The sequence below is a fragment of the Nostoc sp. UIC 10607 genome (assembly GCF_047228265.1).
Lineage (GTDB): Bacteria > Cyanobacteriota > Cyanobacteriia > Cyanobacteriales > Nostocaceae > Nostoc > Nostoc foliaceum_A.
Window position 1 is genome coordinate 59153 of record NZ_JBIQNW010000031.1, and the last position, 21237, is coordinate 80389.

Below are 21237 nucleotides of genomic sequence, written 5' to 3' on the forward strand. Positions count from 1 at the left end.
GCTAAATTTTCAGGTCTTTCCCAGGCAAGAATTATCTAGACGAACTCTCACTTTAAAAGAATAGATGGCTATCAGGTTGAATGTTAATTTCCATTGGCACAGCTTGCGGTTCGGCAGAAAGGGCAAAGAAAATCGCATTGGCAGCAGTTTCAGGACTGAGCATTTTTTTCCGGTCTACTTTTAGGTTGACATTATCCCAGAAAGGAGAATCTACCCCACCAAAGTAGAATAGCGTGAACTTGATACCAAAACGCTTGAGTTCCTCTGCCATGCACTTGCTAAAACCGACAACACCAAACTTAGAAGCAGAATAAGCCGCTGCCATTCCCATCGAATGCTTGCCCAGAATTCCTACCACGTTACAGATGTGACCAGACTTACGCTTTTGCATCTCTTCAGCAGCCGCCTGAGTGGTGTAAAAGCTGCCTTTTAAGTTGACATCTAGCATCTTGTCTAAATCAGCTGGTTCCAGGCTGTTGTAGGGCTTGAGTATACCAGCACCAGCAGCGTTCACTAAAATATCGATTTGACCAAACTCAGCAATGGTCTTTTCTATCAAAGTATCTACCTGTTGGGGGTCAGTAATATCGGTAGGAACGGTCAAAACTTCCCCTGGTAAATCATTTGCTAATGTTGTTAAACGAACCGCATCTCTCGCAGCCAGTACCAACCGGACTTCGGTAGGCGCAAGTTTGTGTGTTAAAGCTGAACCGATACCACCAGTAGCACCGATAATAACAACGACTTTATCTTGCATCGTAGTATTTATAATTCTTTACATGTTTTTACATAATACTGAATTACAGGCTCAGGTTGTACGTAAACATCCAGAAAATATCTATTCGCAGAGTAGTGCTGTTACCTCGTATTCCTTGCCACTCGCCTTTAATGTAAATATGGGAGATGATTCTAAATATTTAGTAAAATTGGAACCTAACTTTAATTTTTTAATAATTGAATTAGGAGATTCTCCGGTTATTTTCCGTAACTCTGAGCCTAGCTTAGACACAGATAATGTAGTTTGAGGAGACTTTGTTTGTATATCTTGAATAATTTTTAATAGTAATTCATCTAATGTTTTTCCATTAAGATTTACCGATGAATCTTCTTTTTTCTCTTCTTCTTGAATAGATTCTGTAAATGAGTCATTTAAAATAGGAATTATTTTCTCAGCTTCTGTTTTTTTTGGATTATCTTTAATATTGATCTCGCACCTTTCTTGAAATAAAGTTGCAACAGCTACTAAACTGTCTAGTCGAGCATTAATTGATTCCTGTTCAGTTTTAATTAAATCTTGAATTGTATCAACCACTTTTTCCAAGGATGGAACTTCTGTTGCCATTGCTAAGGAATAATCAGTAATTTTGCCAGTATTCCGGTTTTCTATATGCAAATTTTGTCCTTGTCTACGTACCCAATAGACAATCAATCCTTGGTTTTGGAGTTGGTTACAAAGGTGGATAAAAATTCCATCGCCAGAACAGACTAAGATTTCTTTAACTGTTGGATAAGAGTATAAAATACAAGAACCAAATGCGATCATTTTTGCATCAGCACTGTCCTTACCTCCAGGTACATGGACAAGTTGATAGCCACGGTTATATAGTTCAACATCTTGCTTACCAGTACTTGGATTTCTCCAGTTAGCAAATGCTATTTTCACTTGGAGAGGATACTTGCATACACTAGCTAAAAATAATTCTGAATTCACATCTAATTTTAAGTTTTCTGCATCCAAAAGTAGAAGAGAGATTCCTATTTCTAGCTGAGGTTTAATTTCATTTTTTTGCTGAATTTTGAGGAGTAATTGATTGAACGCAGCAGATTCTAGGCAATTAGGTGATAATATCGTTTGCAGCAGTTCTTCAGCTAATTTAAAACTAAAAGGGCTAAGACTTTTCTCTGTAAATTTTTCTTCTGATAGGTTTTTTACTAAAAAAAAATCTTTAGCTTCAGATATAGATACTTTACTATGCCCGTTGCTGTTAACAAGCAACTCACCTTCTAGAGAATGAGGGAATACAGGCTCAAGGAATTGTTTACCACAATTTTTACAGAGGTAATTCTGCTTGTCATTCCGACGACCATTTTTCCGATATAAAGTAGATTCGCACCGGGGACATTTCATTTTGTGATTCAGGTGGTCTAGAGCAGATACTTCTCTTTAAGTATATAGTATAAAAAATACTGTCAACCTCAGTTCGTATTGCTGAACACAAGAAAAACTCAAAGCAAGCGGAAATTAAATTTAACTCCTCATTTCCACTTGCACTATGTTATGGCTCTCTGAATAACTAGAATTTGAGAAATGCTTCAACTAACGCGGGCGAAAACATAGTCACGAGTGCGAGAATCCACAGGGTTAGTAAAGATTTTATTTGTAGTACCAAATTCAACCATTTGAGTTATACGATTTTCATTACTATAAAAGAAAGCCGTAAAATCAGATAGGCGAGCAACTTGCTGCATATTGTGAGTAACAATTACAATTGTCAACTCAGAGCGTAAGTTATGGATCAAATGCTCAATTTTCATGCTACCAGTAGGATCAAGACCTGAACAAGGTTCATCCATCAACAAAACATTCGGTTTGACTGCTAAAGCACGGGCAATACATAATCTTTGTTGTTGACCACCAGAAAGTTCTAAAGCAGACTTGTGCAGCTTATTTTTGACTTCATCCCAAAGTTCGGCAGCTTTGATGGCAGATTCTACGATTCCATCTAATTCTACTTTCGGATGCCATCCAACTAATTTCACCCCATAAGCAACATTATCGTAAACGCTCATGGGAAAAAGATTTGGCTTGGGAAAAACCATACTTACTTGGCGACGTAAGCGATTGATGTTGACACGACGCTCATATATACTCTGCCCATAAAATTCTACTCTTCCTTCAACCCTCACATCTCCTTCTAATTCAGTCATGCGATTTAACGATTTAAGAAAAGTAGACTTTCCACAACCACTAGAACCAATAATTGCCGTGACTTGGTTTTGGTAAATATCCATTGACACGCCTTCAACTATCTTTTGAGTGTCGTAATAGAAGCTGAAGTTTTTGACTCTGATGGCTGGAATTAGTTTACTCATATTCCCAAAACGTGTGAAACAAAACTTGATTCAGTAAAACAGTACAAATCAGCAACGCTGTTTCACTATGTTACTCCCAAAATGAGATATTCATGGAAATTACGTAGCTATACAGTAGTCATCCAGCAGATAAGTGGTTAGTAGATATTTATATAATGCTGTGTCCCAAAATTTATTTTTTACAGACGTTTTCTACCACCTTCTCAACATTGACTAATACCTCTTGGTTAAGGGAGAAAGTAGAAAGATTGCTTGCCCTGACTCGTCATATCTTCATGACTTAACCTTTCTGAAAAATTGATAAAATATTATCAGTAAAAAGCAAAGATTCTTTTAAAAATCAAAATCGTATATCATTTTTATAATTTTTGTGTTTTGTAATCCTACTTAATTGAATAATTAGATTAGTACCTCCTCATTAAAAAGATTAGTTGCTAAAAAATGCCTCACATCTCATGATATTTTTAACTACGTTTTTCTGTTGTCATAGTTCAGTTTGAAAATTTTTGACAATATTTAGATAGCGTGTTTTCTTTTAATTAAAAATATTGGCTCAACTGCTATAAAATGTCGATTATGTTTAGCTAGAATAACTTCATTAATTAACTTTCCGGTGCTTTTTATTCAAGATAATATAGAAGAATATAGCGGTTCCCACTCAGATGCGGTACAACATTATATCGCCAGGTGTAGGGGCACGGCAGTGCCGTGCCCCTACGGGTGTACCTCACGTAAACGAGAACCGCTGTATGTAAAATGCAACAACTATTTTCAGCTTTTGGAAGCTATGTCTGGGGTAAACTAAATCTCGGAACGGGCAAAATCCCCTTGTTAAATAAAGTTAGGGCAAACTTCCGCTACAGTGTACTAGTTTACTACCATCGTAGGAACTGTGAAAGTTAAAAGTACGGAATGTGGGTTTGAAATGCTTGTATAGTCTATGTTTTAAGATTTTTTGTTATATCCTTAGCCTTAGAGACTCACTAGATACTTAAAAACTCTAATCATCATTAAATTTCCTACAAAAATAAAAAAATAAAGCGCCTGTCGATCGCAGGCGCTTTTTCGCAAAGTGCGATCGCTTTACCCGCCCGTAGACATCGCTTGAAGGAGCGATAAACTAGATATAGCAAGCTTTTAGTTTTCTATAAAATATTCTTATCCAAAACGACCATTCACATAGTCTGCCGTTTGTTGCATCAATGGGTGATTAAAAATCTTTTCTGTCCGATCAAATTCCACCAACTCACCTAAATACATAAACGCAGTGTAATCAGAAACACGAGCTGCCTGCTGCATATTATGAGTCACAATCAAAATCGTCACTGTTTCTTTCAATTGATCAATCAACTCTTCAATGCTGGCGGTAGCTATGGGGTCTAAAGCTGATGTCGGCTCATCAAATAGAACAATCTCAGGGTCAGTCGCCAAAGCGCGGGCGATGCACAACCGCTGCTGTTGACCACCAGAAAGGTTAAAAGCTAAATCATTCAAGCGATCCTTTACTTCGTTCCACAAAGCTGCCTCATGCAAAGCTTTCTCTACCTTCTCATCAAGGATTGTACGTTTAGATTCACCCCGCACCTTCAAACCGTAAGCCACATTTTCATAAATGGATTTAGGAAAGGGATTAGGTCTTTGAAACACCATACTAATCCGCATCCGCACTTCAATTGGGTCAACCTTATTACTGAGCAGGTTAATCCCATCTGGTTCGAGAGTGATTTCCCCTTTATAGCTATTTCCAGGATATAGATCGTGCATTCGATTGAAACAACGTAACAGAGTGGTTTTACCACATCCAGAAGGGCCAATCAGCGCCGTTACTTGTTTTTCACCCACTAACAGATTAATGTCTTTGAGAGCGTGGACTGTTCCACCGTAGTAGAAATTCAGATAATTGACGGAAGCTTTGATGGATTTTTCTAGGGTTGATGATGCAATTTCTACCATTTGATTTTTTTGCGTAAACGATAGCGAATATAAATTGCTACAGCGTTCATAGCCAAAGTAATAGCAATTAGAACAATACCTGCTGCTGCTGCATTCACCTGAAACTCAGCTTGGGGACGAGATACCCAATCGAACATTTGAATGGGCATAACTGTAAACGGAGCGAGTAACCAAGAGAATGAGATGTAGGGAAACTGCCCAGTAATTGGTGGTTCTGGTAAGAAGGCTATAAATGTCAGCGCACCAATGGTAATTAAGGGTGCAGTTTCACCAATAGCTCGTGCCAAGGCAACAATAATCCCAGTGAGAATTGTGCCTGTTGAGTAAGGCAAAATATGATCCCAAATCATTTGCCACTTAGAAGCCCCTGTTGCGTAGGCAGCTTCACGGATACTATTTGGTATAGCACGCAGAGCCTCACGGGTGGAAACGATCACCACTGGTAAAACCAATAACGCCAAGGTAAACCCAGCGGTAATAATGCTTCGTCCGAAGTTGAACCCATAAACAAATACACCCAAAGCCAAAAGTCCGTAAATAATCGACGGAACACCAGCTAAGTTGGTGACATTAATTTCAATTACATCAGACAACCAATTTTTTCGGGCATACTCTTCTAAGTAAATACCTGATGCTATACCAATGGGTATGGCTACTAAAGACGTTACAAACATTACCAAGAGCGTTCCCACCCAAGCGGAGAGAATACCTGCTTCTTCCGCCCTGCGACTGGGAAACGAACTCAAAAATTGCCACGAAAGACGTGGGAAACCATCGGTAATTAAATCAAATAATAGTGCCAGTAATGTGACGATACCCAACAGCATTGACAATATGCCAATAATGTTGAAAATATATTGCGATCGCTGATTGCGTTTAATAGTCTTACGGACTTCTTGAATATTAAGAGTTGTCATATCAATAAATTTCTCGATAGCGCTTGGTGAGAAAATGACCAATGATGTTGAAGACTAAAGTCATTAGCACTAACGTGAGTCCAACTGCAAAGATGGTCTGATATTCCAGGCTGCCATGAGGTAGGTCGCCGAGACTCACCGATACAATGTAGGCTGTCATTGTAGCGGCTGGTTCCATCGGGTTAAGGGTCAAGTTGGGTTGTCCACCCGCAGCAATAGCCACTATCATCGTTTCACCGATCGCACGAGAAATACCCAAAATGTAAGCCGCAGAGATGCCAGAAATAGAAGCTGGTAATACGACTCGCAAAGCTGTCTGAAAGCGGGTAGCCCCCATTGCATAAGAAGCCTCGCGTATATGTGCTGGTACTGTACGCATGGCATCTTCACTCAGGGAACTAACATAAGGAATAATCATAATACCGATGACGAGTCCCGCACTTAACATACTAAAACCAGGTAAATCTGGCAGAATTACCTGCAACATTGGTGTGAGAAATAAGAGCGCAAAATAACCGTAAACTACTGTAGGAATACCCGCCAACAGTTCTAAAGCTGGCTTGACAATTTCCCGAACGATGGGTGAAGCAAATTCACTCAGGTAAATAGCAATAATCGTACCTAGTGGTACTGCTACTAATAAAGCAACTAATGTGGTAACTAAAGTTCCTGTCACCAGCGGCAAAATACCGTAATGCTTGTCATCAAATAAAGGTGTCCATTGAGTATCTGTAAGGAATTTCCATAAAGATACTTTCTGGAAAAATAGTATAGATTCGTAAAATAATATACCAAGGATAGCTACTGTTGTTGCCACAGAAGAAAGTGCCGCCAAAAACAAGACAGACTCAATTGCCCGTTCTTGCAAATCACGCACTAGCTTTCGAGAAAGTTGAGTTTGTTTTGCACTACTCATGCTGGGATGCGATCGCTCCTGAGATAATGAATTGAACTGAAATAGGCAAAGAGAGGTACTACACCTCCCTTTGATGAATTGCAGATTTTGAACTAATTCAAAATTGACAATTAGGCTTATTCTTTAGCTTCACGGCTTAATAATTCTTCAATCTTCAGCCCAACCGATTCTTGTCCACCAAAAATCGTGCCATATCTCTTTTTATTGAAGTGATTCTGGGCGGTAGTATATGCTGACGCTGGCAGGGCAACGTATTTTACTTCTTGAGAGAACTTAGCTGCATTCTGCAAGTAAAATTGCACAAACTGCTTTACTTCTGGCTTGTCAATAGACTTAGAACTGACATAGATAAAAATGGGGCGAGATAGTGGATTGTAACTACCATTTTTCACTGTCGCTTCCGAAGGCAATACGCCGTTAACTGGTACTGCCTTGAGTTTATTTTTATTTTCTGCGTAATAAGCATAACCGAAGTAACCAAGGGCGTTCTTATCACGGCTAACACCTTGTACAAGTACGTTGTCATCTTCGCTAGCAGTAAAGTCACCCCGGCTAGACTTGGCTTTGCCAACAACAGCTTCGGTAAAGTAATCGAAGGTTCCAGAGTTTGCACCAGGGCCAAACAACTTCAGTGGTGCATTGGGGAATCCGTTGCGAATCTGATTCCAGTTGTTGACTTTACCCTGTGCCCCAGGTTCCCACATTTTCTTCAATTCGGCGACTGTGAGATTTTTTGCCCAGGAATTTTGGGGGTGAACCACTACTGTTAAAGCATCATAAGCTACTGGTAGTTCAACATAACGAATCCCCGCAGTTTTACAAGCATCGATTTCTTTTTGTAGGATGGGACGAGATGCACCAGAAATGTCTGTCTCGCCACGACAGAACTTTTTGAAGCCGCCGCCAGTACCAGAAACGCCCACTGTAACTCTGACTCTACCTCTTTGCGCCTTTTGGAAGTCTTCTGCTGCTGCTTCCGTAATTGGGAAAACGGTGCTAGAACCATCAACTGTAACTGTGCTGACGCTTTGGGAATGAACCGCAGATATTGATACACCAAAGGTGGCGGCTACTAATGAGACTATACCTAATACTGTCAGGCTGTTAAGCTTAAAGTTCATCTTGTTCATAAAAACATTCCTAGTTTGTTGGACATTAAATTTCCGTTAATTCACCTCAATACATAACTATTTTTTCTAGTTAAAAGTTTAGTGAATTAACGGAATGTCCATAGTCAAGAAGATGACATGACCAGTTAATGTGTGAGTTAAATTTTAGTTAATTAAAGGTTAATCAAGATTGATATATTTTTCAGCCAAAATATAGCAGAACTGAGCTAGGTAAGCAGCAAATAACAATACATCAATAAGATAAAATATTTAAACTGCTCTTATTGAGCGAGTCAGAACTAAAAATAGTGGCATAGCATGAAATTTAGTCCTTATTTTTTAAGCACTTTAGTGCTTACTACAAACCCTCAAAACTGATTTAAAAAAGTACTATTAATTTATAGCGAATAACATTCGCTATAGCTAGTTAACATCGCTCTTCAATCACTCTAGGCAGAGTCAAAACTAACTGCCTTTGTTCGTCTTTTCATGATTTCTTGCGGCTACAATACATTACCAAAAGTACAAATAATCCTATTCCTGACAAATATTTAATCGCATCAGGGACGCTGGGATTAGGTGAAAAGAAGCCTTCGATCGCACCAGCAATAATCAACATTGGTACAATCCCAAATACTAGCTGCACCGCCTGAGAACCATATAATTTCAGTGCTTCCCCACGGCGATATTTACCAGGAAATACAATTGCTCTTGCTAATAAAAATCCTGCACCCCCAGCAAAAAATATCGCAGGTAATTCTAAGGAACCATGCGGCAACACAAACGCCCAAAAAGGATAAGCCAGATTATTTTGACCCACCAAAGTGCTAACAGCACCAATCAATAAGCCATTAAATACCATCAAATAGGCTGTGTATAGCCCAGCCGTGATCCCACCAGCGACAGCCCCAAAAGACACCGATAGATTATTGATCATAATACCGCTGGATGCCAGGGGTTCAATGCCGACAATTGACCCCATCCATAATTTATGCTCATCTCGCACCTTGGTAATCAAGTTTTCAGGTACGATCAAAGGCATAAAGCTGGGGTTTTGCCAAGAATACCACCAAGCCACTAATGCCCCCAGTAGAAACAGCGCCGTTGCAGCAGCAATGTATACAAATGTTTTCTGGACTACAGATGGTAATCCCCAGCGGTAAAATTCTAGAATTGCCTGCCATTCTTGTCGCCGCGAACCTTGGTAAATCTGCGTGTACGCACGAGTTGTTAAAGATTGTAAACTTTGGATCAAAGTATTACCGATTTGCTGAGTGCGGGCACGTGCCAAGTCTGCTGCTACGGAACGATACAAACTCGCTAACTCTCTAATTTCTGCTGCCCGTAGGGACTTTAACCCTTTTTTTTCTATCTGCCTTAGTAGGGCATCCAGACGCTGCCAATTTGCTTCTCGTCGTGCAATCCAACGTTGAATATTCATGAATTTTGGGAACACTGAGTTTAACTTAGCTTAAGATAACCTCACATTCATCTCCGTAGTTTCAAGGAAAATTTGCCATTATGTCTGAAAACTTTGGATCTCCCGGTCAGATACAACCACTGAGTATCGGTAACGTTGTCAGTGCTGCGGTACGCTTGTATCGTTCTCATCTAAAAACTTATCTTAATCTGGCTGCGATCGCTCACTTGTGGATTCTAGTTCCGATTTATGGCTGGGCAAAATATGCAGCCATTTCTGGACTAATTTCTCGCTTGGCTTTTGGAGAATTGATTTACCAACCTGAAGGTGTTCAAACAGCCAGCAGCCATATCAATCCACGTCTGTGGTCATTTTTGAGAGTTGGTTTCCAAGTAGGTATATCTTTACTGGTAGTTTATTTTGGACTCGCGATCGTAGGCGGTGTGATCGCTGGCTTGATCGGAGTAGTATTAGGAGGGATATTAGGAACTTCCAGCATTATAGTTGCAACCACATTGGCAATAATTGTAACGGCAGGCATTGTATTGTTAGGACTAACTTGGTTCTACTCCCGTTGGATAGTAGCTGAAGTGCCCCTGGCAGTTGAAGAAAATATCAATGGTGGCGAAAGTGTTGCCAGAAGTTGGGAGTTAACTAAAGCCTCAGTATTTCGTATTCAGGGCGTTGTTTTAGTTGCTTTTATCGTTACATTGCCATTGCTGTTTGTATTAAACTATATACCTAGCTTATTTTTAATAAGGCTTGAACAAGGTTCTGCCATCTACTCTATTGTGTATTTGATTTCTTGGATTGGAAGCTTGATAGGTGGAATTTTAATTATGCCCTTCTGGCAAGCACTAAAAGCTGTTTTATACTTGGACTTGCGTAGTCGGCGTGAGGGTCTAGGTTTGCAATTACGAGAACCTCCCTCGCAAGATTTTCGTTAACTCAACACCCTAATCCAACTCTATTAATTTTGAATTAGTTATATGCGCTTTTTTAATCGCATCACATTCCAGACTCCAGAAAGTGTAGAGTTGGAATTCACTCTAGCGGGAATCGGTAATCGAGCTTTGGCACTCCTGATTGACTATACAGTTTTGGCTGTAACCTTGCTTGTCTTTTTCCTTACCTGGACTGTTTTTTCGACACAATTGTTCAATTTTTTTGAGGATTTAATTACAAATGCTCAGAATTTAGGACTTTGGTTAATAGCAATTTTCTTTCTGATCGCTTTTGCAATTTACATTAGCTATTTTGTCTTTTTTGAAACCTTATGGTTTGGACAAACTCCTGGTAAACGGTTTGCTAAAATTCGCGTAGTTCGAGATGATGGCAGACTAATCGGTCTACAACAAGCAACGCTACGTGCTTTACTGCGACCCTTTGATGAAACTTTGTTTATTGGCGCTTTTTTAATTATGTTGGGTAGCCGCGAAAAGCGCTTAGGTGATTTGGCCGCTGGGACAATTGTGATTCAAGCTCAAACACCCACTGCATCTGCAACATTGACACTTTCAGAACAGGCAAAGATACTTCATGAACAGTTAGTACAAATTGCCGATTTATCACCATTGATGCCAGATGATTTTGCTGTGATTCGTGAGTATTTGCAGCGACGTGGTGCAATGTCATTAAAGGCAAGAGCCTCGCTATCGCTAAAGTTAGCCGAGCAAGTTGTAGCTATTATTAATTTAGAAAAGTTGCCAGAAGCTGTTACACCTGATGTTTTTTTAGAAGCTGTTTACCTCGGATATCAACAACCAGAATTTTAGATAATAAAAAACTATAGCACTTTTCGTTTATGTACAATACAGTTTTACCTCTCTCCTTTTAGGAGAGAGGCTTTGAATTTTACTCCCCTTCTAGCAACAAAAGTTTTTCCGTTTCCCTCTCCTCGTAGGAGAGGGTTAGGGAGAGGTAGGAAAGGGGCTGTTCTTGTTAGCTCTGTATTGGACTCAACTGAAAACCGCTATATTAGTAAACCCAAGTTTCATGTTGTTCAGATGATCCGGTTTCAGGTCAAAAATCTAAAATCGGCCAGTCTGGTTCACGATAATAGCGTGTCATGTTGTCAAACTTTCGCAATTCGACGCGATTGATCAAAAATTCTGGCAAATTCAACAGCCATTGTTCATTCATTTGAGAAAGCATTGTGCTAAAGCTTGTGCGGTCTAAGTCAGATGGAACCTCCCCAAAATAGGCTAAAGTAACATGGGCTGTGAAGTGATAATGCTGCTCAATACCCAAAGCAATTAACTTGGGATTTTGATAAATTGTTCGACGAAATTTAATAATTTCCTCGTAGCAGCGTTCATCTTGAGGTACTAAACAAACGGCTACAGCTCTTGGCATCAGTATCAGTCCCAGCATTTGCCATTTAATCGGATGACTCCTATTTGTCATCAATTGTTGATATTGCTGAAACATTTCGGCTAAACAAGAGTGTAACTCCTCGTCAAATTTGGGATTTTTTTCGCAGGCATCAAGGTAAGCATTGTCCCAAATTAAATCCGCTAAAGTTAGATGGAAGCTAGCAGGAGGTAGAGGCACAATCAAATCACGGTTTACAGGCAACTGTAAAAGTTCCTGTTGGTAAGTCTGTAATTTGGCATAGAAAGCAGAGTTTTGTGATTCTTCTCCTGCGGGCGGTGTAATTAGCGTATAGCCAGGAAAGGACGCTGCTTGTCTCAACCCAGAATGTGGCTGAAATTTAGAAGATTCCTGGATATGCTGGACTTGGGATCTGTGGGTTTCTGGCAGCGTCAGTCGTGCTAACCGATTTAAGTAAGTTTGATAGTTGTCGTCCAATCTTCATAGCCTCACGCTCTCACTTGATAGATTTTAGGGAAAATTACCTTGATTAAGAGAATGATTTCAAAAGTATTTAGTTTTTGGGTGTAATGGAAGCTTATCGGGGGATGAGGGGCATAGGGGCAAGAGGCAGAAGATCAAAAGTTAAATTCTTTACCTATTCCCAATGTCCAATGCCCAATAACCCCATCTAATAGGAGGTTTACCTATGCCAATCTATGTTTACTGGGGTGAAGATGATTTTGCCATAGAAAAGGCGATCGCTATGCTGCGCGATCGCGTCCTCGATCCCCAATGGATAAGTTTTAATTACACTTCATTCACCCCAGATCAAGCTGATGCCGCTATTCAGGGGTTAAATCAGGTCATGACACCCACTTTTGGCGCTGGTGGACGCTTGGTATGGCTAATCAATACAACCTTGTGTCAACACTGTCCAGAGAATGTTTTAGCAGAATTGGTGCGATCGCTACCAGTCATTCCCGAAAACTCATTTTTCTTGCTCACCAGTCGCAACAAGCCAGATGAACGCCTCAAATCTACGAAATTGTTAAAACAATTTGCCACGGAGTTCCGAGAATTTCCCCTCATTCCCCCTTGGAAAACTGAATTACTGGTGCAATCTGTTAATCAAGCAGCTCAGACTGTGGGCGTGAAACTTACTGCTAATACTGCCCAGTTGTTGGCTGATTCTGTCGGAAATGATACACGTTTGCTCTACAATGAGTTAGAGAAATTGCGGCTATATGCCCAAGGTAGCAATAAGCCTTTAGACATAGATACTGTTACCAAGTTAGTAAGAAATACTACCCAAAATAGTTTACAATTAGCAGCAGCAATTAGAACAGGGGATACAGCTAAAGCTTTGACAACACTGGCAGATTTGATCAATGCTTCCGAGCCGGGATTACGGATAGTTGCCACACTCATTGGACAATTTCGCACGTGGCTCTGGGTCAAGATTATGATAGAAAGTGGGGAGCGCAATCAACAAGCGATCGCTATTGCTGCTGATATCGGTAATCCCAAACGCATCTACTTCTTACAGCAAGAAATCAAGCTGCTTTCTGTGCAACAGTTAATATCTTGCTTCCCCCTACTACTGGAGTTAGAAGTGAGTCTCAAGCAAGGAGCATCAGAAATGTCAACATTCCAGACTAAAGTTATCGAACTGTGTCAAGTATGCCGAGGAAGTTGACAATCAAATATAAAAGCATGATGTATTGAGCAGTTGCCGGAACTTCCAACTCTGAAAATAATTCAAAGTTCTTATAATATCCCTGATGTAGTTCTGTGTCACACACTATATGAAGAAAATTTCCGATTTCTTTTCTCGTCCTAGCCGAAAGCGAATCCTTTCCCAATCATTCTTTTTCGGCGCGATCGCTACTGCGGGTGTAATTTCCAACGCTTTTTCATTGAGTTCAAAAGCTTATGGTCAAGCTCCAGCACCAATAGTTAACAATACTGAAATCGACAGCTACGCTCAAGCCGTGCTAGCAATGGAGCCAGCACGTCAAAATGCCTTTGAAGAAATTAAAAAACTTATTGGCAATGGAGAAATTCCCAAGATTGTTTGTAACGATTCTAACAGCTTAAATGGTCTTCCAAGGAAGGCTCAAGATATCGCAGTGAATTACTGTACCCGCTCTCAAAAAATTGTCCAAGATAATGGTTTGAGTATTGATCAGTTCAACAAAATTACTATAGAGCTACAAAATAACAATATCTTAAAACGGCAGGTTTACAATACTTTATTACGCCTGCAAAAAACTCCTGATTCTCCGTAGTTAGAACTAACATAAAAATTAGAGAGGAGCATGTTAAAAATAACTACCCCCGCATGAAAGCGAGGGCTAGTATTGCTTTTCTAAAAAACACTACATTGATTCATCAAATATTTGTTGGTGGATACTAGATTAATGGCTAATAACCTATTGCATTTTCCAAATCAGTTTTTATCAATAATAAATAAAGCCATTAATTCTGAACACAAAAGCGGATAGTGTACCCCTGCGGGGAAGCAAGCGTTAGAGGATGTTTGAAAAGTGTTTGACTGTGATTTTAATCACCCCCCCTTAATCCCCCCTTTGCAAGCTATCCATTATCAACATCTTTCTTAACAGAAAAGTTGACAAAAGCGAGTAGTTATGCAGTAAGAAGAAAGAGGAAAAAGTACCAGTGACTGGAGAAAATGGGTGTCAGAAGTAAGAGAGTTTGAAAAAGTGTGACTTTCTCATAACTATCTCAGTCTAAAAAACTCATGATAAGAAATGTCAGAGTGACAACACCCTTAGTAAACTGAGTAGAGAATCAGGACATAATTAACTCTTAAGACACTGACCAACAAGCCAACCTTCAACAATGTCATGTAATCGACTCAATCCACGCCAGAGAACTTTCACACCAGGAGAGCCATCGCTTTTTCGACCTAAAAACCCGCCGAGCCGAGCAATCCAATCGACAACTTGAGCCAGAGTCGGTGGTGTTGGATGAGGATAAAGTTGGTGATGTATGAACGCATACAGGACTTGCCATTCGTGAAGTGCTAAAACCTGTTCACAACTAGCATCAGGCTCATCACGAGCTAAGTAAGTTAGCCACAGCAAAATATTTGACACATCAATCATGACTTTTCAAACATCCTCTGAGCTTGAAACTTAGCTTGAAGTTTCTGGTAATCAACAATTGCTATAGCTTTATAAATTTCAGTTTCAAGCTTCATTAATAATTATTTATTCTCCCCCTGCTTCCTTATCTAGTTTGGTTTAGACTGCGGGAGTGTCCGAAATTGCCAAATTACCCATACAGCAAAAGTTGGCGCACCAATTGTAGCTGCCATTAGTAACAGCTCTAGTCCATCCAGTAAAGTAACTATGGGAAACAAATACAGCACGTCTTCGATGTCAAACCCGGCGAAATTTGGTTGACGGCTGGCGTTTTTACCTAGGCGCTGTTCCATTTGGTTTCGCAAATGAAAGATGCAAGCAACAGATACGCCAGATACTATCCCCATAAGCAACGCCCACCCACCAAATTTTCCCTCCCTAAGACCATATCCAATACACACAAATAAAAGAATGTGGATGATGGCATCACTAGCAAGATCGTACTGATGTCCCCATTTAGTGCTTTTCCCACTCAGACGAGCTAATTCACCGTCAGTGTGATCTAGAAAGTTGGATAAAGCAAATAGCCATGCCCCAATGTTAGCCCAGATGGCATTACCAACCGCGTTGGCGTAGCCCGTCATAGACATCGCTACGGCAGCTGCCAACCCTGTCACAAGCCGCACTGTAGTCAGATGATTGGGGTTTACCCAACTGTTTTTTAAAGGTCTAACTAGCCAGTAAGCCAGTTGAGCATCCCAAGGCTTTATGTTCATAGATGAACTTGAATTTGATGTGGTCTTTGAATATCGATAACACTGTAAATTACCACATCCATCTAAAGTTATATATTTTTATTTAAGATGACTACAAATTGTCCATTGTGTGAAACTCTTCATTGATGGATGAAATTTCTAGTTTTGAGAGCCGCTGGATTGGTCAGCGAACGCTTTGAACTCGATAGCATCATTACTACAGAAGAGGCGCACGCCCTTATTGCGATCGCTTGATAAGGCGCGTAGCCGATCTTGATTGAGCAACCGAGCTTTGCGATCCACCTCCATCATCCATTGGTAAGCACGCAAACCTGGCGTGCAGCGTCTTTTGGATGAGTCCATCTCGTGCCGATAAAAGTAAGCATCACCTGCATGTAGGAGGTTAATTAGCTGACCCAGGCTCACTGAGTTTGCGGGGCTGTTCAGCATTGACTAGGAGATCAAAGCCGTTTTGGGCAAACTGTTTGGCGAGTTCGTAACTGATGCCGTTGGAGGCACCTGTCATTACAGCCAGGGGTCGGGTCAACGAGCTGTTCAAAACCGTCCTAAACTCCTATGTAACTGCTCCACACTCGCTTGCTATGGCTTGCTTCTCTCGCTACCAAACAGTTCTGCGTAGACTGTAGGCTTTTAACCCTTACAATGTTACGCAGATAGCAGTGTGGTTGCGTCTTTCCAAGGAAGTATGGCGCGTGTGTCTTTAAGGTTACTTTTATAGAGTTCCGTATATAGTTCTAACTCTCATTTAGTTAGAGAGATTCTGTTTAACTTGCACCTCTGGCAAATCTCCAATTTTAAAGAAGAAGTAAGTCACACAGCAATGGTGAAATATGACTTTCAGTCTCTCAAAATCTATTTTGCTTGTTACATTAGCTACGAACTTTGGTAAGGATTTTTTGGGAATAGAAGGAAGCTGATTCTTCGTTTTTGGCGCAATCTTGGGCAAATTTAATTAGATGGTGTCCGACAAGTCCAACATGAATCAAGTTTTCAATATTACCTGCTTTCAATGCTGGCTTGGCCATTTTCCAGAAAGTCTGACGATAGTTACTAAATAAGCCTATCCGCAGCAAAATATTAGCTAAATAAGTTAAACCTTTGCGAATATTCGCCCCAGAAGTGCGAGATGGGCTGTTAGGTACTTCGATGCGGTTTGGATAGGTGTGTTCCATGTTGTAGGCAAACCGCTGATATAAAAATTCTGGCTCATAAGCAGTTGTAATGCAGCGCCGCCACATCTCAACAACTTGCTCGTAGGGCATCAAAAACTCCACATTTGATTCGCGGCTTTCATCAAAGACTAGTCGTCCTTCTGCTTCTAACCTCCGCCATAAAGGAGTTCTTGGTAATGCATGAAGTAGGTTGATTGTCAACATGGGAATTTGAGATGCCCGAATAAATTCGATAATTCGGTCTGCTGTTTCTGGTGTATCTGTATCTAACCCGATGATGATTCCTGATACTACTTCCATGCCATAGTTATTTAAAACCTGAATTGCTTTTAAGATTGGCATACTCAGATTTTGGTCTTTGGAAATGGCGTGGAGAGCATTTGGTTCGGGTGTTTCAATACCGCAAAAGATTGTGCAGAAATAAGCTTCACGCATCATCTCTAGCAGCTTTGGACTTTGAGCTAAGTTGAGCGTTGCTTCACAGGCAAACTGGATGGGGTAGCCATTGCGTTTTTGCCAGTCAATCAGATGAGGAAGTAACTTCATGGCGGCGCGGCGATCGCCAACAAAGTTATCATCGACAAAATATACTGCCCCCAAATTACCAGATTGTCGCATTGCATCTAACTCAGCGACTACTTGCTCTGGTGTTTTCATCCGGGGACTGTTGCCATAGAGTTCGGGAATATCACAAAACTCGCAGTGATAAGGGCAACCACTAGAAAACTGCACATTTGCCAGGAAATAATCATTGATATTCAGCAAATGATAAGCTGGAGTGGGAAACTCTGTTAAAGGCAAACGTTCCTTGGTTTCAAAGCGAATTTGCGCTTGAGGACGTTCCAGGTTTTGGTCTAGATACTCGATCATGCGATCGCTTGCATCTCCCAACTCACCCAAATGTAAAATGTCAAATTCAGGATAATATTCTGGGCAACCAGATACTGAAGGGCCACCTACAACTGTGATTTTGCCGGCTCGATGGGCAAGTTCATTAATTTGATTAATCTGTGGTTTTTGGATATGCATTCCACTCACAATCACCACATCACACCATTGGTAATCAGCTCTCGTTGCTGATTTGACATTCTCATCAATAAACCGCACTTCCCATTCTTTAGGTAAGTAGGCAGCCACAATTAAAATACCTTGGGGTGGCATAAAAGCCCGAACATTACCCATAAGTGGGTAGGCGTGATGAAAAGTACCAAAGGAGCGGCTGTACTTGGGAAAGATACACAAAATGCGTCGATGGTGCGAAGGAACGTAGCGGGTTCCTTGAGTGACAGGAGCGGTTTTGGAATCGGCCGCTATATAAGTTGGGTTCTCTAAAGACTTTAGATTCACAGTCATCGCAAATTTCACCCTGGAAAACTGAGCAGCTAATTTGACAGTTTATTGACATAATTAGCTGTAATTCCAACTAGCTTACCGTGATATTTCAGAAGTTTTTAACTGTAAGATAGAAAACTTACCCTAAAAGCGCGACCTCAATTGGTTTGCAAACAACTATCTTGAAAATAGGGCATGAGGCATTGGGTATGGGGCATGGGGCATAGGCATCTATCATGAATTTGATTTATTTTCTTTTGCGTTCTTCGTGGGGGATGGTAGCGATCGCGATCGCTACCGGATTCCTGAGTGGTGGTAGTAGTGCTGGCTTGATTGCCTTAATTAGCCGTGCTGCAAGTAGCGGTAGTGCTTCCCGCCTCACATCCATAACTTGGGGTTTTGCGGGGCTGGCTATAGTTGCACTGATTACCAGCATCATTTCCCAAGTGATGCTGATCCGCCTTTCTCAGAATGCAGTTTTGCAATTACGGATGCGTTTGAGTCGCCAAATTCTTGCTTCCGAGTTAAGTCATCTGGAAAGTTTAGGGAATCCTCGATTATTGGCAACTCTTACAGAAGATATTCAAGCGGTTGCCAATGCTGTTTATCAGATGCCTTTTATATTTATTAATTTAGCGATCGTCCTAGGTTGCATAACGTATATAACTTGGCTTTCTTGGTTAGTATTGTTGATGGTTTGTGGAATTTCAGTAGTAGCGATCGCTAGTTGTCAATGGTTATTAAATAGAGGCGGCAAATTGCTGGCCTTAGCTCGTGAAGATGAAGATCAGCTATTTAAACATTTTCGCACCATTACCGAAGGAGTCAAGGAACTCAAGCTAAATTACAGGCGGCGCGAAGACTTTTTAGAAGAAAAACTGCAATCAACTGCTAGCGAGTTTCGTCATCACAACGTTAATGGTCTAACCCTTTTTGCCATAACTTCAAGTTGGGGTCAACTCATATTCTTCTTTGCCCTCGGTTTTGTACTGTTTGCACTGCCTAATCTGCTTACCATTAATCCCGAAACTCTCTCTGGCTACATTTTGACTTTTACTTACTTGGTGTTACCAATGGATAACATCATCAGCAAACTTCCCTTATTAAGCAAAGCCAGCATTGCATTGCAAAAAATCGATTCACTGGGTTTATCTCTAGCTAGTCGAACTGAAATATCGACTGTTCCACCTGCCCTTAAATCTGACTGGCAAAGCTTAACATTTAAAAGTGTTACCCACACTTATTACACAGATCAAGAAGATAATAGCTTTATCTTTGGCCCTATCGACCTGACATTGTATCCTCAAGAATTAGTCTTCATTGTCGGCGGTAATGGTAGCGGTAAATCTACATTAGCTAAACTAATTACTGGACTGTACATCCCTGAAAAAGGCGAAATTTTGTTTGATAAAGAGTTAATTAGCGAACAGAAACGAGAATGGTATCGCCAGCATTTTTCCGTAGTATTTTCCGACTTTTATTTATTTGAAGAACTTTTAGGATTAAAAAATTCTGACTTGGATGCTCAAGCTACAAAATATTTAAAACAACTGCAACTAGACCATAAAGTTAAAGTTGAAAATGGGCAACTTTCCACCACAGCACTTTCTCAAGGACAACGGAAACGGCTGGCTTTGCTCACAGCTTACTTAGAAGATCGACCAATTTATCTATTTGATGAGTGGGCAGCTGATCAAGATCCAGTATTCAAGGAAGTATTTTATACTCAGCTACTACCAGAACTGCGATCGCGCGGCAAAACAGTGCTGGTGATTAGCCACGACGATCACTATTTTCATTTAGCAAACCGAATTATCAAACTTGACTATGGACAAATAGAGTACGACAAGACTTGAAGGGGGAAGGGGGCAGGGGAAAGGAAGGAATAAATTTATCTGTTGCTCTCAACCCCATCTAAATCTAAGCCACATTATGATATTTTGATCTTTTTTTTGAGCGAATAGGGAAGCGATCGCCAAATTAAGGGATTTCCAAAAAACTGATGCAACAACCCTTGTTCTTTTTTAGGTATTTTACCGATAAAGTTGGTTAAATGTTGGTATTACTGGTACGATTCTACGTAGCATCAATTTTTGGAAAAAACCCCTCAAGCACCTTTTCTATGAAAAGAAGACAAATTCTTGGCTTTTTGGGTATAGCAGTTGCAGGCTTGCTCCTAGCAATTGGTTTACCATTAGTTACTCCTTCTCCTTCTCCTGTAATAGCACAATCAAGCACCAGCATACTCGTGTCCGCAGCTGCCAGCTTAAAAGATGCGCTGGAAGAAATTAAGCCTTTATACCAACAAAGTAAATCAAATATCAACATTACTTATAATTTTGGGGCTTCAGGTGCTTTGCAGCAACAGATTGAGCAAGGTGCACCAGCGGATATCTTTATTTCTGGTGCCAAAAAGCAAGTAGATGCCTTAGAAGCAAAAGGACTATTGTTACCAGGTAGCCTTACTAACCTAGCAAATAACCGTCTAGTCTTGATTGTGGCTCAGGATGTTGTTGGTATCAGTAGCTTCTACAATTTAACAGATAGCAAGATTAAGAAAATTGCGATCGGTGAACCAAGAAGTGTACCAGCCGGTCAATATGGGGAGCAAGTCTTAAAGAAATTGAAACTTTATGATCAGCTTAAACCAAAATTGGTTTTTGCTAACAATGTGCGTCAAGTCTTGGCAGCCGTAGAAAGTGGTAATGCCGAAGCAGGTTTAGTTTATGCCACTGATGCCAAAATTTCCAACAAGGTAAAAGTTGTAGTCGCTGCTGACGATAAGTTTCACTCACCAATTGTCTATCCGATCGCAATAATTAAAAGCAGTAAAAATACTTCTGCTGCCAAAGAATTTGTCCAGTTTCTATCTGGCAGTCAAGCCAAAACTGTACTCAAAAAATATGGGTTTATTGTGCGTTGATGAAGAATGCAGATAACAAGGCAATACTTTTCGGTTAAACCCAATAATCTCTCTTTTACTCTGGGGAAAGGTTAAGGGGGAAAGGGGAAAGGGAAATTCAAACCCTTTCCCTTTCCCCTTTCCCCCCATCCGTGAGAGGTTAAGATAAAGTGCATTTTGTCAACCAGTTAAAATACTCAAAATAGTCTTATTGAAAATGATAA

20 protein-coding genes are annotated in these 21237 nt (G+C 40.5%); 6 read left to right on the forward strand and 14 right to left on the reverse strand.

All coding sequences use genetic code 11. The features are described 5' to 3' along the window. Nucleotides 1-52: 52 nt before the first annotated feature. The 8 genes from ACEYW6_RS22815 to ACEYW6_RS22850 all read right to left on the reverse strand — a co-directional run bounded on the left by ACEYW6_RS22815 (nucleotide 53) and on the right by ACEYW6_RS22850 (nucleotide 9429). Entirely contained in the window at nucleotides 53-757 is a 705-nt protein-coding gene (locus tag ACEYW6_RS22815) for an SDR family oxidoreductase (RefSeq protein WP_412981554.1), read from the reverse strand. 81 nt (nucleotides 758-838) lie between these two features. Beyond that, on the reverse strand, nucleotides 839-2128 hold the full coding sequence (locus ACEYW6_RS22820; RefSeq protein WP_412981555.1) for an NYN domain-containing protein: 1290 nt from the start codon (nucleotides 2126-2128) through the stop codon (nucleotides 839-841). A 185-nt stretch (nucleotides 2129-2313) separates the two neighbouring features. Further along, a complete protein-coding gene (gene pstB, locus ACEYW6_RS22825; RefSeq protein WP_190896125.1) occupies nucleotides 2314-3093 on the reverse strand; it encodes a phosphate ABC transporter ATP-binding protein PstB in 780 nt (259 codons plus the stop codon). A 1158-nt stretch (nucleotides 3094-4251) separates the two neighbouring features. Then, nucleotides 4252-5046, reverse strand: a complete 795-nt coding sequence (gene pstB, locus ACEYW6_RS22830) for a phosphate ABC transporter ATP-binding protein PstB (RefSeq protein ID WP_412981556.1) — start codon at nucleotides 5044-5046, stop codon at nucleotides 4252-4254. Next, a complete protein-coding gene (gene pstA, locus ACEYW6_RS22835; protein WP_412981557.1) occupies nucleotides 5040-5963 on the reverse strand; it encodes a phosphate ABC transporter permease PstA in 924 nt (307 codons plus the stop codon). Before pstA ends, pstB (ACEYW6_RS22830) begins: the two co-directional genes overlap by 7 nt. A 1-nt stretch (nucleotide 5964) precedes the next feature. Next, nucleotides 5965-6879 (reverse strand): phosphate ABC transporter permease subunit PstC, encoded by a 915-nt coding sequence (gene pstC / locus ACEYW6_RS22840; RefSeq protein WP_190896119.1) that lies wholly within the window; start codon nucleotides 6877-6879, stop codon nucleotides 5965-5967. Nucleotides 6880-6995: 116 nt separating this feature from the next. Continuing rightward, a complete protein-coding gene (locus tag ACEYW6_RS22845) occupies nucleotides 6996-8009 on the reverse strand; it encodes a PstS family phosphate ABC transporter substrate-binding protein (protein ID WP_412981558.1) in 1014 nt (337 codons plus the stop codon). Nucleotides 8010-8475: 466 nt separating this feature from the next. Continuing rightward, a complete protein-coding gene (locus ACEYW6_RS22850; protein ID WP_412981559.1) occupies nucleotides 8476-9429 on the reverse strand; it encodes a stage II sporulation protein M in 954 nt (317 codons plus the stop codon). A gap of 80 nt (nucleotides 9430-9509) precedes the next feature. On the opposite strand from ACEYW6_RS22850, the gene ACEYW6_RS22855 reads away from it, so the two are divergent. Both ACEYW6_RS22855 and ACEYW6_RS22860 read left to right on the forward strand, forming a co-directional pair. Beyond that, nucleotides 9510-10355: a hypothetical protein gene (locus ACEYW6_RS22855; protein ID WP_412981560.1), complete on the forward strand. Its 846-nt coding sequence runs from the start codon at nucleotides 9510-9512 to the stop codon at nucleotides 10353-10355. A gap of 42 nt (nucleotides 10356-10397) precedes the next feature. After that, complete coding sequence (locus ACEYW6_RS22860) at nucleotides 10398-11183, forward strand: RDD family protein (RefSeq protein ID WP_190896111.1); 786 nt, start codon at nucleotides 10398-10400, stop codon at nucleotides 11181-11183. Nucleotides 11184-11430: 247 nt separating this feature from the next. Here the strand turns inward: ACEYW6_RS22860 and ACEYW6_RS22865 are convergent, their stop codons facing one another. Next, entirely contained in the window at nucleotides 11431-12219 is a 789-nt protein-coding gene (locus tag ACEYW6_RS22865) for a DUF1868 domain-containing protein (protein WP_412981561.1), read from the reverse strand. 211 nt (nucleotides 12220-12430) lie between these two features. Here ACEYW6_RS22865 and holA point away from each other — a divergent pair, with 211 nt between their 5' ends. Continuing rightward, entirely contained in the window at nucleotides 12431-13420 is a 990-nt protein-coding gene (holA, locus tag ACEYW6_RS22870) for a DNA polymerase III subunit delta (RefSeq protein ID WP_412981562.1), read from the forward strand. Nucleotides 13421-13529: 109 nt separating this feature from the next. Next, on the forward strand, nucleotides 13530-14012 hold the full coding sequence (locus ACEYW6_RS22875) for a DUF4168 domain-containing protein (protein ID WP_412981563.1): 483 nt from the start codon (nucleotides 13530-13532) through the stop codon (nucleotides 14010-14012). A gap of 534 nt (nucleotides 14013-14546) precedes the next feature. Here ACEYW6_RS22875 and ACEYW6_RS22880 read toward each other — a convergent pair. From ACEYW6_RS22880 to ACEYW6_RS22900, 5 genes are all read right to left on the reverse strand, one after another. Next, nucleotides 14547-14852 (reverse strand): IS4 family transposase, encoded by a 306-nt coding sequence (locus tag ACEYW6_RS22880; protein ID WP_412981564.1) that lies wholly within the window; start codon nucleotides 14850-14852, stop codon nucleotides 14547-14549. A gap of 128 nt (nucleotides 14853-14980) precedes the next feature. Then, nucleotides 14981-15607 carry a CDP-alcohol phosphatidyltransferase family protein gene (locus ACEYW6_RS22885; protein WP_412981565.1) on the reverse strand — a complete coding sequence of 209 codons (627 nt, stop codon included), beginning with the start codon at nucleotides 15605-15607 and terminating at the stop codon, nucleotides 14981-14983. A 138-nt stretch (nucleotides 15608-15745) separates the two neighbouring features. After that, nucleotides 15746-16012: a hypothetical protein gene (locus ACEYW6_RS22890; protein WP_412981566.1), complete on the reverse strand. Its 267-nt coding sequence runs from the start codon at nucleotides 16010-16012 to the stop codon at nucleotides 15746-15748. After that, complete coding sequence (locus ACEYW6_RS22895) at nucleotides 15990-16133, reverse strand: hypothetical protein (RefSeq protein WP_412981567.1); 144 nt, start codon at nucleotides 16131-16133, stop codon at nucleotides 15990-15992. Before ACEYW6_RS22895 ends, ACEYW6_RS22890 begins: the two co-directional genes overlap by 23 nt. Before the next feature lie 343 nt (nucleotides 16134-16476). After that, the gene (locus ACEYW6_RS22900) at nucleotides 16477-18132 is read right to left on the reverse strand and encodes a B12-binding domain-containing radical SAM protein (protein ID WP_412981568.1); all 1656 of its coding nucleotides are present in this window, start codon (nucleotides 18130-18132) and stop codon (nucleotides 16477-16479) included. Between the two features lie 215 nt (nucleotides 18133-18347). On the opposite strand from ACEYW6_RS22900, the gene ACEYW6_RS22905 reads away from it, so the two are divergent. Together ACEYW6_RS22905 and modA are read left to right on the forward strand one after the other, a co-directional pair. After that, a complete protein-coding gene (locus ACEYW6_RS22905) occupies nucleotides 18348-19967 on the forward strand; it encodes a cyclic peptide export ABC transporter (protein WP_412981569.1) in 1620 nt (539 codons plus the stop codon). A 266-nt stretch (nucleotides 19968-20233) separates the two neighbouring features. Further along, entirely contained in the window at nucleotides 20234-21034 is an 801-nt protein-coding gene (gene modA, locus ACEYW6_RS22910) for a molybdate ABC transporter substrate-binding protein (protein ID WP_412981570.1), read from the forward strand. The last annotated feature ends 203 nt before the right edge of the window (nucleotides 21035-21237 follow it).

Bases quoted from the DNA above. Each gene is read 5' to 3' on its own strand.
- ACEYW6_RS22815 (WP_412981554.1), bottom strand. From the start codon at position 757: ATGCAAGATAAAGTCGTTGTTATTATCGGTGCTACTGGTGGTATCGGT.
- ACEYW6_RS22820 (WP_412981555.1), bottom strand. From the start codon at position 2,128: ATGAAATGTCCCCGGTGCGAATCTACTTTATATCGGAAAAATGGTCGT.
- pstB (WP_190896125.1), bottom strand. From the start codon at position 3,093: ATGAGTAAACTAATTCCAGCCATCAGAGTCAAAAACTTCAGCTTCTAT.
- pstB (WP_412981556.1), bottom strand. From the start codon at position 5,046: ATGGTAGAAATTGCATCATCAACCCTAGAAAAATCCATCAAAGCTTCC.
- pstA (WP_412981557.1), bottom strand. From the start codon at position 5,963: ATGACAACTCTTAATATTCAAGAAGTCCGTAAGACTATTAAACGCAAT.
- pstC (WP_190896119.1), bottom strand. From the start codon at position 6,879: ATGAGTAGTGCAAAACAAACTCAACTTTCTCGAAAGCTAGTGCGTGAT.
- ACEYW6_RS22845 (WP_412981558.1), bottom strand. From the start codon at position 8,009: ATGAACAAGATGAACTTTAAGCTTAACAGCCTGACAGTATTAGGTATA.
- ACEYW6_RS22850 (WP_412981559.1), bottom strand. From the start codon at position 9,429: ATGAATATTCAACGTTGGATTGCACGACGAGAAGCAAATTGGCAGCGT.
- ACEYW6_RS22855 (WP_412981560.1), top strand. From the start codon at position 9,510: ATGTCTGAAAACTTTGGATCTCCCGGTCAGATACAACCACTGAGTATC.
- ACEYW6_RS22860 (WP_190896111.1), top strand. From the start codon at position 10,398: ATGCGCTTTTTTAATCGCATCACATTCCAGACTCCAGAAAGTGTAGAG.
- holA (WP_412981562.1), top strand. From the start codon at position 12,431: ATGCCAATCTATGTTTACTGGGGTGAAGATGATTTTGCCATAGAAAAG.
- ACEYW6_RS22875 (WP_412981563.1), top strand. From the start codon at position 13,530: ATGAAGAAAATTTCCGATTTCTTTTCTCGTCCTAGCCGAAAGCGAATC.
- ACEYW6_RS22880 (WP_412981564.1), bottom strand. From the start codon at position 14,852: ATGATTGATGTGTCAAATATTTTGCTGTGGCTAACTTACTTAGCTCGT.
- ACEYW6_RS22885 (WP_412981565.1), bottom strand. From the start codon at position 15,607: ATGAACATAAAGCCTTGGGATGCTCAACTGGCTTACTGGCTAGTTAGA.
- ACEYW6_RS22900 (WP_412981568.1), bottom strand. From the start codon at position 18,132: ATGACTGTGAATCTAAAGTCTTTAGAGAACCCAACTTATATAGCGGCC.
- ACEYW6_RS22905 (WP_412981569.1), top strand. From the start codon at position 18,348: ATGAATTTGATTTATTTTCTTTTGCGTTCTTCGTGGGGGATGGTAGCG.
- modA (WP_412981570.1), top strand. From the start codon at position 20,234: ATGAAAAGAAGACAAATTCTTGGCTTTTTGGGTATAGCAGTTGCAGGC.